Origin of the sequence: Marinitenerispora sediminis (genome assembly GCF_003336425.1) — a bacterium.
Lineage (GTDB): Bacteria > Actinomycetota > Actinomycetes > Streptosporangiales > Streptosporangiaceae > Marinitenerispora > Marinitenerispora sediminis.
The window spans coordinates 1-12,930 of the sequence record NZ_QEIO01000151.1 but is presented as its reverse complement, the minus strand read 5'-3'; the positions used below and the strand labels follow the sequence as shown (position 1 = coordinate 12,930).

Annotated in this window: 10 protein-coding genes; 7 read left to right on the top strand and 3 right to left on the bottom strand. The window is 73.5% G+C overall.

All coding sequences use genetic code 11. From position 1 onward, the window contains the following. The first annotated feature begins 89 nt into the window (after positions 1–89). The 5 genes from DEF28_RS22310 (at position 90) to DEF28_RS22290 (ending at position 8,410) form a co-directional block, all read left to right on the top strand. Positions 90–2,915: a GTPase gene (locus DEF28_RS22310; protein WP_114399808.1), complete on the top strand. Its 2,826-nt coding sequence runs from the start codon at positions 90–92 to the stop codon at positions 2,913–2,915. Between the two features lie 552 nt (positions 2,916–3,467). Continuing rightward, a complete protein-coding gene (locus tag DEF28_RS22305; protein ID WP_449405550.1) occupies positions 3,468–4,841 on the top strand; it encodes a GGDEF domain-containing protein in 1,374 nt (457 codons plus the stop codon). Positions 4,842–4,949: 108 nt separating this feature from the next. Then, positions 4,950–6,071: a DUF4192 domain-containing protein gene (locus tag DEF28_RS22300; RefSeq protein WP_114399802.1), complete on the top strand. Its 1,122-nt coding sequence runs from the start codon at positions 4,950–4,952 to the stop codon at positions 6,069–6,071. Positions 6,072–6,088: 17 nt separating this feature from the next. Continuing rightward, positions 6,089–7,753 (top strand): energy-dependent translational throttle protein EttA, encoded by a 1,665-nt coding sequence (ettA, locus tag DEF28_RS22295; protein WP_114399803.1) that lies wholly within the window; start codon positions 6,089–6,091, stop codon positions 7,751–7,753. Between the two features lie 141 nt (positions 7,754–7,894). Next, complete coding sequence (locus DEF28_RS22290; RefSeq protein WP_181874400.1) at positions 7,895–8,410, top strand: globin; 516 nt, start codon at positions 7,895–7,897, stop codon at positions 8,408–8,410. Here DEF28_RS22290 and DEF28_RS22285 read toward each other — a convergent pair. From DEF28_RS22285 to DEF28_RS22275, 3 genes are all read right to left on the bottom strand, one after another. Then, positions 8,403–9,593 carry an MFS transporter gene (locus DEF28_RS22285; protein WP_181874401.1) on the bottom strand — a complete coding sequence of 397 codons (1,191 nt, stop codon included), beginning with the start codon at positions 9,591–9,593 and terminating at the stop codon, positions 8,403–8,405. The two genes, DEF28_RS22290 and DEF28_RS22285, sit on opposite strands and share 8 nt — an antisense overlap. Positions 9,594–9,754: 161 nt before the next feature. After that, positions 9,755–10,186: a PPOX class F420-dependent oxidoreductase gene (locus DEF28_RS22280; protein ID WP_114399805.1), complete on the bottom strand. Its 432-nt coding sequence runs from the start codon at positions 10,184–10,186 to the stop codon at positions 9,755–9,757. Next, positions 10,183–11,100, bottom strand: a complete 918-nt coding sequence (locus DEF28_RS22275; RefSeq protein ID WP_114399806.1) for an NAD(P)-dependent oxidoreductase — start codon at positions 11,098–11,100, stop codon at positions 10,183–10,185. The genes DEF28_RS22280 and DEF28_RS22275 overlap by 4 nt, the downstream gene beginning before the upstream one ends. A gap of 57 nt (positions 11,101–11,157) precedes the next feature. Between DEF28_RS22275 and DEF28_RS22270 the strand changes: the two genes are divergently transcribed. Next, complete coding sequence (locus DEF28_RS22270; RefSeq protein WP_233515479.1) at positions 11,158–11,589, top strand: MerR family transcriptional regulator; 432 nt, start codon at positions 11,158–11,160, stop codon at positions 11,587–11,589. A gap of 121 nt (positions 11,590–11,710) precedes the next feature. Then, the gene (locus tag DEF28_RS22265; protein WP_181874402.1) at positions 11,711–12,391 is read left to right on the top strand and encodes a hypothetical protein; all 681 of its coding nucleotides are present in this window, start codon (positions 11,711–11,713) and stop codon (positions 12,389–12,391) included. Positions 12,392–12,930: the final 539 nt, after the last annotated feature.

Here is a 12,930-nt window from a genome sequence, read left to right as displayed (position 1 = left end):
CCAGCTCCCCCGCGGCGTCGTGGTCGGAGGCCGCCGACCCCGGATGGCTGCGGCCGCTCCCGCCGCCCGAGCCGCCGGCGCCCGGCGCCGTGCCGGCTCCCGTGGAGGACACCGCACCAGAGCCTCCCGCCGCCGGACGCAGCGGCCGTACGTCGGCCTCTGCCCCCGCGCCGGACGCCGCGCGCTGGCGGTCCGATGGTTTCGAGACCGACGAACGGGGCGGCTGGTTCGACCAGGTCGCCTCCGGAGGAGCGACGTCCGCGCCGCAGCCGGCGCCGTGGCCCGAGGCGCCGGACGCCGGCTGGGCACGCGGCACGAGTGCGTCCGGCAGCGTCGCCGCCGACCCGCCGGCGGCCGGCCGGCGCGCCCGCCCCGCCGAGCCGGCTCCGCCGGCCTCCGGCGCGGTACCGGACGCGGGCTGGCGCCGCCCGCCGGGCGGCGACGCGGCACCCGAGGACCCCGACGGAGTGCCCGCTCGCGACCAGGCGGACCCCCTCCGAGCCGAGGGGGGCGACACCGGTCGGCGAGCCTCCGGCGACCGGCGTGCCTCCGACACCGGTGCGCACGCACGGGTGACCGGCGAGGCCGACGCCCCCGCGGAGGAGCGCGGCACCGACACCGCCGCGGAGCCGGCCGCGTCCGGTGACACCGCCGAGCGGCCGGCCCTCCCCCGCCGCGGTTCGCACGGCAGGCACGCCGCGCCCTCGCGTCGGAGCGCCGCCGGTACCGAGGGCCGGGCCCGCGACGAGGGGGCCGCCGACGCCGACGGCGTCGACCCGGACGACCCCGACGACCTCGCCGGGTGGGTCGGCAGCCTCGCGGAGGCCGTCGACGACGACGCCATCGCCGGCCGCCGCACCGGCCCGCAGCCCAGGTACGTCGCCTACTCCGTGGACGCCCCCGTCGAGGCGGGCGACGACCACCCGGCCGAGGCGGCCGCCGCGGACGGCGGTGCGGACGGCGGCGAGCACCGCGCGACCGCTCCGGAACCGGAGACCGCCGAGCCCGCGGCGGCGGCCGCGGAGGCACCGCCGGCCGACGGCGCGCCCGACGCCGCCGACCCCGCCGGTGCGGACGGCGACGCGGCCGCGGAACCGGCCAAGCCCGCGCCGGGGGCCGCCGAGCCGGTCCCGGAGCCGGCCGCGCCGGACGCCCGACCGGAGGCCGAAGCGCCGGCTGAGTCCGAGGCCGCCGACGCCGAGCCTGAGCCGGTGTGGACGCCCAGCACCGTGTCCGTCGCGGACGAGGACGACGAGTACCAGCCGGTCAGCCGCGAGATGTGGCAGCCCATGCCGGCCACGACCCGCGAGGAGCTCATCGCCCGGCTGGACGGCCTCGCCGTGATGCTGGAGATCGGTGGCGACGACATCGACCCGGAGGCCGCGACGCGCTCCCGGCAGCTGCTGAACCACGCGGGTGCGCGGCTGCGGCTGTCCGCCGACCACACGGTCGTCGCGCTCGCGGGCGGGACCGGAAGCGGCAAGTCATCGCTCTTCAACGCGCTGTGCGGGCTGGAGTTCTCGCGCGTCGGCATCACCCGGCCGACCACCTCCTCGGCGCACGCCTGCGTGTGGGGGACCGAGGGCGCCGACGGGCTGCTCGACTGGCTCGGGGTGCCGCCCCGCTACCGCCGCTCCCGCACCAGCGAACTGGACCGGGGCGAATCCGAGCTCACCGGGCTGATCCTGCTCGACCTCCCCGACCACGACTCGGTGCGGGCCGCGCACACCGTCGAGGCCGACCGGCTGATCGGTGCCGTCGACCTGCTCATCTGGGTGCTCGACCCGCAGAAGTACGCCGACGCCGCCGTCCACCACCGCTACCTCGCCGAGATGGCCGGCCATGGCGCCGTGACGGTGGCTGTCCTCAACCAGGTGGACCGGGTGGACAGCGAGGAGGTCGAAGAGCTGCTCACCGACCTCCGCCGGCTGCTGGAGACCGAGTCCGGGGTGCAGCCCCGCGTGCTCACCACCTCCACCGTCACCGAGGAGGGGATCCCGGCGCTGCGTGACCTGCTCAAGGAGACGGTCACGGAACGGCGCGCCGCGATCGACCGCCTCGTGGCCGACCTCGACCGGGTCACCAAGGACTTCGAGCCGTACAGCGCCGCCGTGGACGCGCCCACCAAGGTGCCCGACGCCGCGCGGGAGTCCCTGACCACCGAGCTGGCCGGCGCGGGGGGCGTGGCCGCACTCGCCGACGCCGTCGAGACCGCCCACGAGCGCCGCGGGACCCGGATGGTGGGCTGGCCGATCACGCGGTGGCTCCGCCGGCTGCGGCGGGACCCGCTGCGGTCGATGCGGCTGGACTTCCTGCACGACGACCTCACCGACGCGGCGACCGCGCCCGTGGGCGCGCAGCAGGCCGAGATCGACACCGCGGTGGGCGCCGTCGCCGACGAGGTCGCCCAGGGGCTGCCCGCCCCCTGGCCCCGGCGCGTGCGGGCGGCCGGGCGCGGCGTCGCCGACGAGGTCGCCAACGAACTCGGTACGGCCATCGCAGGGACGGTGCCCGACGCTAAGCGGACACCGTCGTGGTGGCGGGTCGTCCGGGTGCTGCACTACCTGCTCGTGGCGATGGGCGGAGCCGGCCTCGCGTGGCTGGGCGTCGTCGTGGCCGCCCAGTTCACCGGCGGGCTGACCGGCCTCCCGGTCCTGAACGCTCCCGTGTTCATCGGATTCGCCGGGGCCGTCGTCGCGGCGGCGCTCGCCGTGGGCTGGCTGACCGGGGTCGGCTGCCGCAACCTGGTGTCGGTCGCGGCCGCACGCCAGCGGGAGCAGGTGACCACGCTCGGCCGGGAACGCGTGGCGGCCGTGGTGGCGGAGAAGATCATCGCCCCCATCGAGGCGGAACTGGCGGAGTACCGCCGCTTCACGTCGGGCCTGCGCGCGGCCCGGGGCGAGGAGACCTCGTAGCCGAAGGAACGGAACCGCCGCCCAAGCGGGGCGGCATGCACGAGCCGGGTGAGGGAACTCCTTCGCCCGGCTCGCGCCATTTCGTGCTCTGGATCCGTCGACCTAGATCCAATGGAGATTGCGTCCCATGGTTCCTCCAAAATCGGTCAGTTGACGGACGGAATTCCTTCCCGCGTGTGATGCCCACTGCGGGAGGAGATGCCGCCGCTGGTCCCCTCGTTTTCGCCCGTCCCCACAGCGTGTGCCAGAGGACGGCAACCGGTTGCCAGGCGACGTTCGCGGTCTCGTACTTGAGACCGTGCCTCCCGTCCGCCCTTCGGCATCCCCCTCGGCGATCACCGATGGTCGACGTCGTCGGCCTGTGAACGCCCTCCAAATGTAGCTGCATCCGGTGCGAGGCGCACGGTTAGCGACTACCCTATTACTCAATGTCACGTTGGCTTGGAGGGCTGTGGATGGCCCGAGGGCAAAGTATGCGCAGATGAACGACAAGCCAGCGCGCTCCAGTGGACTGGAGCCGCGTGGGGGTGTCGGGGAACGGGGGCGGTCAAGGTGGCGGCGTCACAGCGAACCGTTGCTTTTCGGGGACGGTTTCGCGGGCACTGGTTCCGTGACTGGCCGCTCTTCACTCAAGCCCCGGCAATGATCCGGTACTTCTTCGTGGTCGTAGTCGGTGCCTGCGTCGCCCTGGTTTTCGAGTTGGCCACGACGGCGATAACGGCCGCAGACCTCATCACCTTCGGTGCGCTGGTGGGCTGCACCACGGTGTGCGTGGAAGCCATGCGGCGGCTCGGCATGCCTGCCGGGATCTCTCGGGACCTGCTCGGAGCCTGGTGGTTGCCGACCTTCCTACTCCTGCCACCGCTGTACGCCCTCCTGATCCCCATTCCGATCTACGCGCTGCACCAGTTCCGGGTTCGGCGGACACTGGTCTTTCGACGGGTGTTCAACGCGGCGACAGTGGCACTGTCCGGCTACGTGACGTCGACGCTGTCCCACTCGGTCGGTGGAGGCGTCACACCGAACCTGACAGGGCTCTCGGACTTCACCGCCTACCCGTTGGAGTTCAGCGGGCAGGGACTACTGACCTCCATCATCTGCGGCGGCCTTTTCACGTTGCTGGACACGGTGCTGATCGTTACGGCCGTCCGGCTCAGCGCTCCCGAGACACCATGGCGGGACCTCCTGTGGGACCGGGAAGATCTCCTTGTCGACACGGCCGAACTCTGCATGGGCATCATGGTCACGATCTTGTGCGGAATCTCGCTGGTGCTCGTGGTGATCGCGTTGCCCTCGGTCCTCTTACTGCATCGGAGTCTGCTCTTCCAGCAGTTGCAGACGGCAGCACGGACCGACCCGAAGACGGGCCTGCTCAACGCCACCACGTGGCAGAGCGAGGCGGAGGCTGAGCTCTCCCGGGCATTGCAGGTGGGACGGCCGATGGCCGTACTGATCCTGGACATCGACCACTTCAAGCGGGTCAACGACACCTACGGGCACCTCTTCGGTGACCAGGTCCTCATCGGGGTCGCCAACACCATCACGCACCAGTTGCGGCAGACGGACGTCGTCGGGCGCTTCGGTGGCGAGGAGTTCGTCGTCCTGCTTCCCGACGCCGACATGGCGGAGGCGTGCCGGGTGGCCGAGCGGTTGCGTTCGCGGGTGGGGCGCATGGCGCTGCCGGTCGACGAGACCACGGTGACCATCACCATCTCGGTCGGTGTGGCGCTCCTGGCCGTCCACGGCCGGGACCTGATCGAACTCATGGCGGCCGCGGACCTCGCGCTCTACCGGGCCAAGGACGCCGGGCGGGACCGCGTCTGCATGCCGGTGACCAGCAACCTCACGGTGTCCGGGCCGCCGGACGTGCGGCGGCGGGGGAGTGCGGCTCGGGAGTTCGGGGGGCGGTCGGCGGCCGCGGAGTGAGCACGGGCCCGTGTGCTTGCGCCGGGCTCCGGTCCTCTGGGGCGCGAGTTTTCCACAGGTCGGAGATCGGGGCTGGCACCTCTGGGTGCGGTAGCCGAGAGTGGTCGCATGACCACGGAGAATGAAGAGCTGGTCCCTGAACCGACCGCTGTCCCGACCTCTCTCAGGCTCGGCACGCCCACGGACGTCATCGCGGCCGTTCCGTACCTGCTTGGTGTGCCTCCACGGGCGGAGAGCATGGTCCTGCTCGGCCTCGATCGCGCGGAGCGGCGGGTGCGCTTCGTCAGCAGGTGCGACCTTCCGGCGGAGCCGGCGGACGCGCCGCGCCGGCTGGCGGCGCGCATGGTGCAGCCGTTCGCGCGGCGCGGGTGCGACCAGGCGCTGATCGTCGGGTACGGCCGCCCGGAGCGGGTCACTCCCTGGGTGGACGCCGTACGCGCGGCCTTGGCCGAGGTCGGCGTGCGGCCGCGCGACGCACTGCGGGTGCACGGCGGGCGCTACTGGTCCTACCTCTGCCCGTCCTCGGAGTGCTGCCCGCCCGAGGGGGTGGCCTACGACACCGACACATCCGTGATCCCCGCGACCGCGGTGGTCGCCGGCCTGGCGGTCCGCGGCGACGGCGGTGCGCGCGCCATCGTGGCGCCGGTCCGAGGCGCCGCACGTACGGCCATGGAGCGGGCCACACTCCGGGCCGAGGCGCGCTGCGCCCGCATGTGGGCACCCGGCGACCGCGGCGGCCGCACGTCCTTCGACACCGCGCTGCGGGTGGAAGGCGTGCGGGCGGTGCGGGCGGCGGTGGCCGAGGCCGTGCGCGGGGAACTGACGAGCGACCCCGACCGCATCGCCTGGCTGGGAGTCGTCCTCGTCTCCCTCCGGGTCCGGGACGAGGCGTGGGCGCACATCCAGCGCGACCGGATCGAGTCGCACGTGCGGTTGTGGACCCGGGTGCTCCGGCACGTCGAGCCCGCCTACACCGCGGCCCCCGGAGCGCTGCTCGCGTTCGCCGCCTGGCAGCAGGGCGATCGGGAGCTGGTGGAGGCCGCGCTGCGGCGGGTGCACGAGGCCGAGCCCGACTACGCCATGGCCGCGCTGATCCGGCAGGCCCTGCGGCAGGGGGTGTCGCCGCGGACGTGGCGGCACTTCACTCCGGAATGGCTCGACGGCGCGTCACCGGTCGCCCGCACCGACGGTCCGGGGGGTTCGGCCATGTGGCCCGGGCACCGGCGGTGACGCCCTAGGCTTGAGGTATGCCGGAGTACATCTACACGATGCGCAGCGTGCGTAAGGCGCACGGCGACAAGGTCGTCTTGGACAACGTCTCGGGGTCCTTCCTGCCCGGGGCCAAGATCGGAGTCGTCGGGCCGAACGGCGCGGGAAAGTCCACGCTCCTGAAGCTCATGGCCGGCATCGAGCAGCCGTCCAACGGTGAGGCCCGGCTGATGCCCGGGTTCTCCGTGGGACTGCTCGCGCAGGAGCCCCAGCTCGACCCCGACAAGACGGTGCTGCAGAACGTCGAGGACGGCGTCGCCGAGACCAAGGCCATGCTCGACCGGTTCAACGAGGTCGCCGAGAAGATGGCGACCGACTACTCCGACGAGCTGCTGGAGGAAATGGGCAAGCTGCAGGAGCAGCTCGACCACCGCAACGCCTGGGACCTCGACAGCCAGTTGGCGCAGGCCATGGACGCGCTGCGCTGTCCGCCGCCGGACGCCGAGATCTCGGTGCTGTCCGGTGGTGAGAAGCGCCGTGTCGCGCTCTGCAAGCTGCTGCTGGAGCGGCCGGACCTGCTGCTGCTGGACGAGCCGACCAACCACCTGGACGCCGAGAGCGTGCAGTGGCTGGAGCAGCACCTGGCGAGCTACCCCGGCACGATCATCGCGATCACCCACGACCGCTACTTCCTCGACCACGTCGCCACGTGGATCCTCGAACTCGACCGCGGCAAGCTCTACCCCTACGAGGGCAACTACACCACCTACCTGGAGACGAAGGCCGCGCGGCTCAAGGTCGAGGGCCAGAAGGACATCAAGCGGCAGAAGCGCCTCCAGGACGAGCTGGAGTGGGTGCGCTCCAACGCCAAGGCGCGCCAGACCAAGAGCAAGGCCCGCCTCCAGCGCTACGAGGAGATGGCCGCCGAGGCGGCCAACACCCGCAAGCTGGACTTCGAGGAGATCCAGATCCCGCCGGGTCCGCGCCTCGGCAGCACCGTGGTGGAGGTCAAGAACCTGGGCAAGGGCTTCGGAGACCGGGTGCTGATCGAGGACCTGAGCTTCTCGCTGCCGCCGAACGGCATCGTCGGCGTCATCGGGCCCAACGGTGTCGGCAAGACGACGCTGTTCAAGATGATCGTCGGCGAGGAGACCCCGGACACCGGCGCCATCAGCGTCGGCGACACCGTGAAGATCTCCTACGTCGACCAGTACCGCGGCCGGATCGACGACAAGAAGAACGTCTGGGAGGTCATCTCCGACGGCGAGACGTTCATCCAGGTCGGCAACGTCGAGATCCCCAGCCGCGCCTACGTCGCCGCCTTCGGCTTCAAGGGCTCCGACCAGCAGAAGTCGGCCGGCGTGCTCTCCGGCGGTGAGCGCAACCGGGTCAATCTCGCGCTCACCCTGAAGCAGGGCGGCAACATGCTGCTCCTGGACGAGCCGACGAACGACCTCGACGTCGACACCCTCGGGTCGCTGGAGAAGGCGCTGCTGGACTTCCCCGGCTGCGCGGTCATCACCAGCCACGACCGCTGGTTCCTGGACCGGGTCGCCACCCACATCCTCGCGTGGGAGGGCGGCGCCAACTGGTTCTGGTTCGAGGGCAACTTCGAGTCCTACGAGAAGAACAAGATCGAGCGCCTCGGCCCGGAGGCGGCGCGTCCGCACGCCGTCACCCGTCGCAAGCTGACCCGCGACTGACCGGCGTCCGCGGCACGCCCTGGCGGCCGTCCGCCCGTGGAACTCCTTCCACGGGCGGACGGCCGCCGCCGTGTCGTCAGCGCGCGGCACCGGAGCGCCGGTGGCCGCGTATCCGCGCAGCACGTAAGCTGGCAGGCGATTATGACTTCCCCAAGCGATGACCACGTGAGCTTCTACGACGCCGTGGGCGGCGAGGCGGCCTTCACCCGGCTGGTACGCCGCTTCTACGAGGGTGTCGCCGACGATCCCGTACTGCGGCCGATGTACCCCGAGGAGGACCTCGGCCCGGCCGAGGAGCGGCTGCGGCTGTTCCTGATCCAGTACTGGGGAGGCCCGCGCACCTACAGCGAGCAGCGCGGCCACCCGCGGCTGCGGATGCGGCACCACCCGTTCCGTATCGGAGCCGTCGAGCGGGACCGCTGGCTGGCGCACATGCGCGCGGCGGTCGACGAGCTCCAGCTTCCCCCGGCACTCGACCGGCAGCTCTGGGAGTACCTGGGCCAGGCCGCGTACAGCTTGGTGAATGTCGCGGAGGAGGCTGGGCGCCCGGTGGGCCAGGTGCCGAACCCGACCGGCATCACGGTGCGCTCCGCCGCGGAACGGCCGGATGGCGACGGTGACGACGGCGGCGAGGCCATCCGGGTCTCGCTCAGGTAGCGGAGGGGCCGGACGGCTGTTCCGACCGCGGGACGGCGGTGATCGCCGCGGCGGCGAACACCGCGGCCAGGGCGAACGCCGCCGGGAAGCCGGCCCCGTCGATGGCGACCCCCATCAGGACCGGTGTGAGGGTCGACCCCAGTGCCTGGAGGGAGTTCTGGGCGGCCATCGCCCGTCCGGCCCAGGCGAGTCCGGCTGTCTCGGCGACGGCGGTGAAGGTCAGCCCGTTGTGGCTGACCGACAGCACGAGGCAGATCAGCAGTAGGACGACCGCGAGGCCGGGGAGCACCGACGACGCCCCGGCGAGCACCAGCAGCGCCGCGGCGCACGCGGCGGCGAGGATCCGCACCGGACGCAGCCGGCTCCCCGTCCGGTCCGACCAGAGGCCGGCCCCGAGCCGCGCGAGCGCGCCCGGCACCTGGCCTGCCGCCACCACGGCCCCGGCCAGCGGTGCCGACCAGCCGTGCTCGTCCACCAGGTAGACCAGCGCGTACGTGGCCAGCGTGAACTGGGGGACGATCAGCAGCACGCTGGCCGCGTGCACCCGCCATATCCGCGCCTGCCGGTACGGCGAGCCCGGCTTCGCGGGCCGCGCGGGGTCATCGCCGGCGGCGGCGACCGCGGGCGGCGCCGCGGCGAACATGGCGACGAAGGGCAGCACCGCCAGGGCGAGCGCCGCCGGGAGCAGCATCGCGGTGACGAACCCGTGGTGCGCGGCCACCAGGGGCAGTGCCGCGGCGGCCAGCCCCATCCCGAGCGGCTGCGCCCCCTGCCGGATGCCCATGGCGAGCCCGCGCTCACGGCGGGAGAACCAGCCAAGCACCAGCCGCCCGCTGGCGGCGTTCACCGGACCGCCGGCCGCTCCCACGAGCAGCAGCACGGCGCCGACCCCGAGCGGACCGTCCACCACGCCGAGCAGCAGCAGGAATCCGGCGGTCAGCGCCAAGCTCACCGTCATGGTGAACCGTTCGCCGTACCGGTCGATGACGACGCCCCAGCCGAGCAGCGTCAGCAGCAGCCCCAGACTCGGCAGCCCGGCCAGCGCCCCCGCCTGGGCGGTGGTGAGGTGGTAGGCGGCGCGCAGCTCCGGGAGCACGAAGGGCAGGCCCATCATCGCCGACACACTCGCGATCTGCGCGACGATCGCGATGCCCAGTACCAACCAGCGACTGCCCCTGACCACCGGATCAGCGTAGTCAACGCTGTTTACGTGTGATCATCCGGGGGTGGGACGCGCATCGCGCCGCCCCCGGCGCCCGCCCGCCGAGGCGCCCGAACCCCGGAAGCCCAGGGGCGTCCGCGCCCGCGACGGCACGCCGGCGCCGACGCGGACGCGGACATCGGTCAGTCCAGCGCGGCGCCGTACACGTGGTCGACCGCCATCGTGATGAGCACCCTGCGCTCGGAGACCATCACCGCTCGGTACTCCTCCCAGTCCGGGTGCTCGCCGGCGGCGGTGCGGTAGTAGTCCACCAGCGCCTCGACCTCGGGGCCGTGCGGGTCGGCTCCCGGCCCGGTCAGGGCCACCGTGCCCTCGGCGGTGGCCCACGCCCGGCCGTCGGGGCTGGTCACCTCCAGCGCGGCCCGCGGGTCGCGGCGCAGGTTCGCCGTCTTGGCGAAGCCCTCGGCCGTCGAGACGTAGATGACTCCGGCCCCGCGGTCGTAGAGGGGCATGACGGGGGAGAGCTGGGGGCGGCCGTCGGACTTGATCGTCGCGAGGACGCCGAGTCGGCTCCGCGCGAGCAGCGCGTGCGGGTCGAAGGGCGCGGCGGTCATGCCCGAACCTCCTGGGCAGACGTGCGGAACTGCTCGATCATCGCCGCGTAGCCGCTGCCGCCGTGCCCGTCGGCGACGGCACGCTCGGCCAGGATCGTGAAGAACCGCGGGATCTCGGCGCTGACACCGAGGGCCTCGCTCTCGTGGACGAGGTGCTCCATCGCCGCCAGGTGGGTGTCGATGGTGGAGTCGTCGGCCGGGTACGCGCCGTCGTCGACCTGCTGCGCGTAGCCCGCGAGCCAGCCGGTCACCGTCCCGATGCCCTTGGTGGCGAGCGGGGCGAACGCCGCGGCGTCCACGCCGGCCGTGCGGAGCAGCGCGGCACCGTGCAGGAAGGTGTTCAACACGCCCCACATCAGGCCCAGCACGGCCGCGTCGTGCAGCGACGACAGGCCGTGGTCCTCTCCGAGGTGGGCGGTCCCCGCGCCGAGGGCGCGCAGTGCCGGCTCGTGCGGGTCGAAGGCCGACCGCGGCCCGCTGTAGAGGATGTCGGCGTCCGCCGTGCCGATGGCCTGGGGGGCGGCCAGGATCGCGCCGTCGAGGTAGTCGGCGCCGTGGTGCCGCGCCCACTCGGCGGTCTCCCGGGCCTGCGCCGAGGTGCCCGACGTGAGGTTCACCAGCACCCGGCCGTCGAGGGCCGCGCCCAGCGGATCGAGGAGCTCGCGTACGGCGCCGTAGTCCGAGACGCAGACGACCACGAGAGGGGCGGCCGCGACGGCGTCGCCGATCGATCCGGCGAGCCTCGCTCCCTGGGCGGCGAAGGGCTCGGCCTTCGCCGCGGTGCGGTTCCACACGGTCGTGGGGTGCCCGGCGCGCAGGAACGCGCCGGCCAGCGCCTGGCCCATCAGGCCCAGGCCGACGACGGTCACGGCTTCGGGGGCGGGGGCGGGGGCGGCGTCGCGATCGTGCGCCATGTGTACTCCTCCGGTCGGGGTGGCGGACATGGCAGAATCATCGACGTTCACACCGGTATGAAGGTCAAGGGGAGGGTCTGCGTGCTGATCGGGGAGCTGAGTCGCCGGACCGGCGTCCACACGCACCAGTTGCGCTACTACGAGGCCCGGGGCCTGCTGGAACCCCATCGCGGCGCCAACGGCTACCGCGAGTACACCGGTGACGCGGTCCTGACCGTGACCCAGATCAGGAGGCTGCTCGAAGCCGGGCTGTCGACCGAGGAGATCGCCTACCTGCTGCCCTGCGCGACGGGCGCGGCGCCCGAGCTCGAAGCCTGCGACGAACTCCTGGAGGTCCTGCGGGCGCGCCTGCACGGGCTGGACGACCACATCGGCACGCTGGTCCGCTCGCGCCAAGCCCTCCACGGCATCATCGACACCGTCGAGCGGAACCTGCCGGCGGAGCAGCGCGGATGCGGCTCCGTGCGCCCGGAGCCGACACCCGCGTGACCGCGCCGGCCGCCCTCGGGACGCGTCCTGCTCCCGCCCGGCTCCCCGTCCAGCCCGCCGGCCGCCTGCCGTGGCCGCCCTCCTGCGCCGGGCCGCGGCGCGGCCGTAGCGGGTCGGCCCGGTGAGCTTCCGGGGGTACGCGCGCCGGGTCCGCGACCCCCGCCTGCCGCACCGGCGCCGGGTGGCGGCACTGCGGTCCTGCGTCCAGCTGTACCGGCCCATCGGCTTCACCGTCACCCTGGACTACCTGGAGGCAACGGCCGGGCGGTACCGGCGCGACGAACGGGCCCTGCTCCGGGCGCTGGAGGCCCTGGAGGCGAGCCGTGGACTGTGGCAGGCCGAGGTCCGGGCCTACACCGAGGCCCGACGCGAGGCGAAGCGCCGCGGCCGTCGGCGGCCCGCCCCGGACGTGCCGAACCCCCATGTGCCCGACCGCTGGTACGGAGCGGTTCGGCGGGCCGCGCTGCACGCGGTCCGCTACCACCGCACGCGGCGCGGGGTTCCACCGGCGAACTCGCCGGACCCGGTCGTCCGGGATGTGGAGCGCTGCGTGGACGCCTGCCTGGAGAACGCCGGGCGTCTCACCCCCGAACAGCGCCGGCTGGTCGCGGCCTGCCGGGAGCGACTCCGCGAACGGCTGCGCCTCACGTCCCGGACCGCGCGCTCCGAGTACTTCGAGGTCCGCGCCCTGCTGACGGTGCTGCGCCACGTCGAAGCGGCGGCGGACGCGCCCGACGAGGGGCCGGTCCGGATCTCCCGGCCACCGCGCGGGCGCGGCGGACGGCGTGCGGCGGCAGGCTGACCAGGCGAACAGCGCGGAGGTTCCCCTGCTCCGTGAACGCGAGCGGACGCGCCCACTGTCATGGCGGGGCGCGAGCCGCAGCCACCGGGCGCCACGTGAACCGCGTCCGGCTCCCTCCGCGAGGGGCGAGCCGCGCCACCGGCCGCGCGGTTCGCCGCCGAGCGGCCCCCGTCCGCCCGCCCCGCCCACGACGGCCGGCCGTGCCCGGTGAGGCGGCAGGGGCCCGCGCCGCCGAGGAGCGGGCCGGCAGCTCCCAAGGAGGGCCATGGCGAGCCGGACCGCGGTCCGCGCGGGAGCTGCGGGCGGCGCTGGAGCGCGACCGCGCGACGCCTCCTCCAGGGCGGCTGCCGCTGCGGTCGGAGGTGCTGCCGCGCCGATGCCCTCCGGGGCGTGGTCGGCCGCGGGGACGGGCTCGCCCGGCAATGCCGAAGCGCCTTCCCGCTAGATGATTGAGTCCGATGTCTTCAGTGGTCGTAGGCGATGAGCGAGCGTTTGACCGGGGCGCCGGTCTCCCAGTTGTGCCAGATCACCGCGGCCAG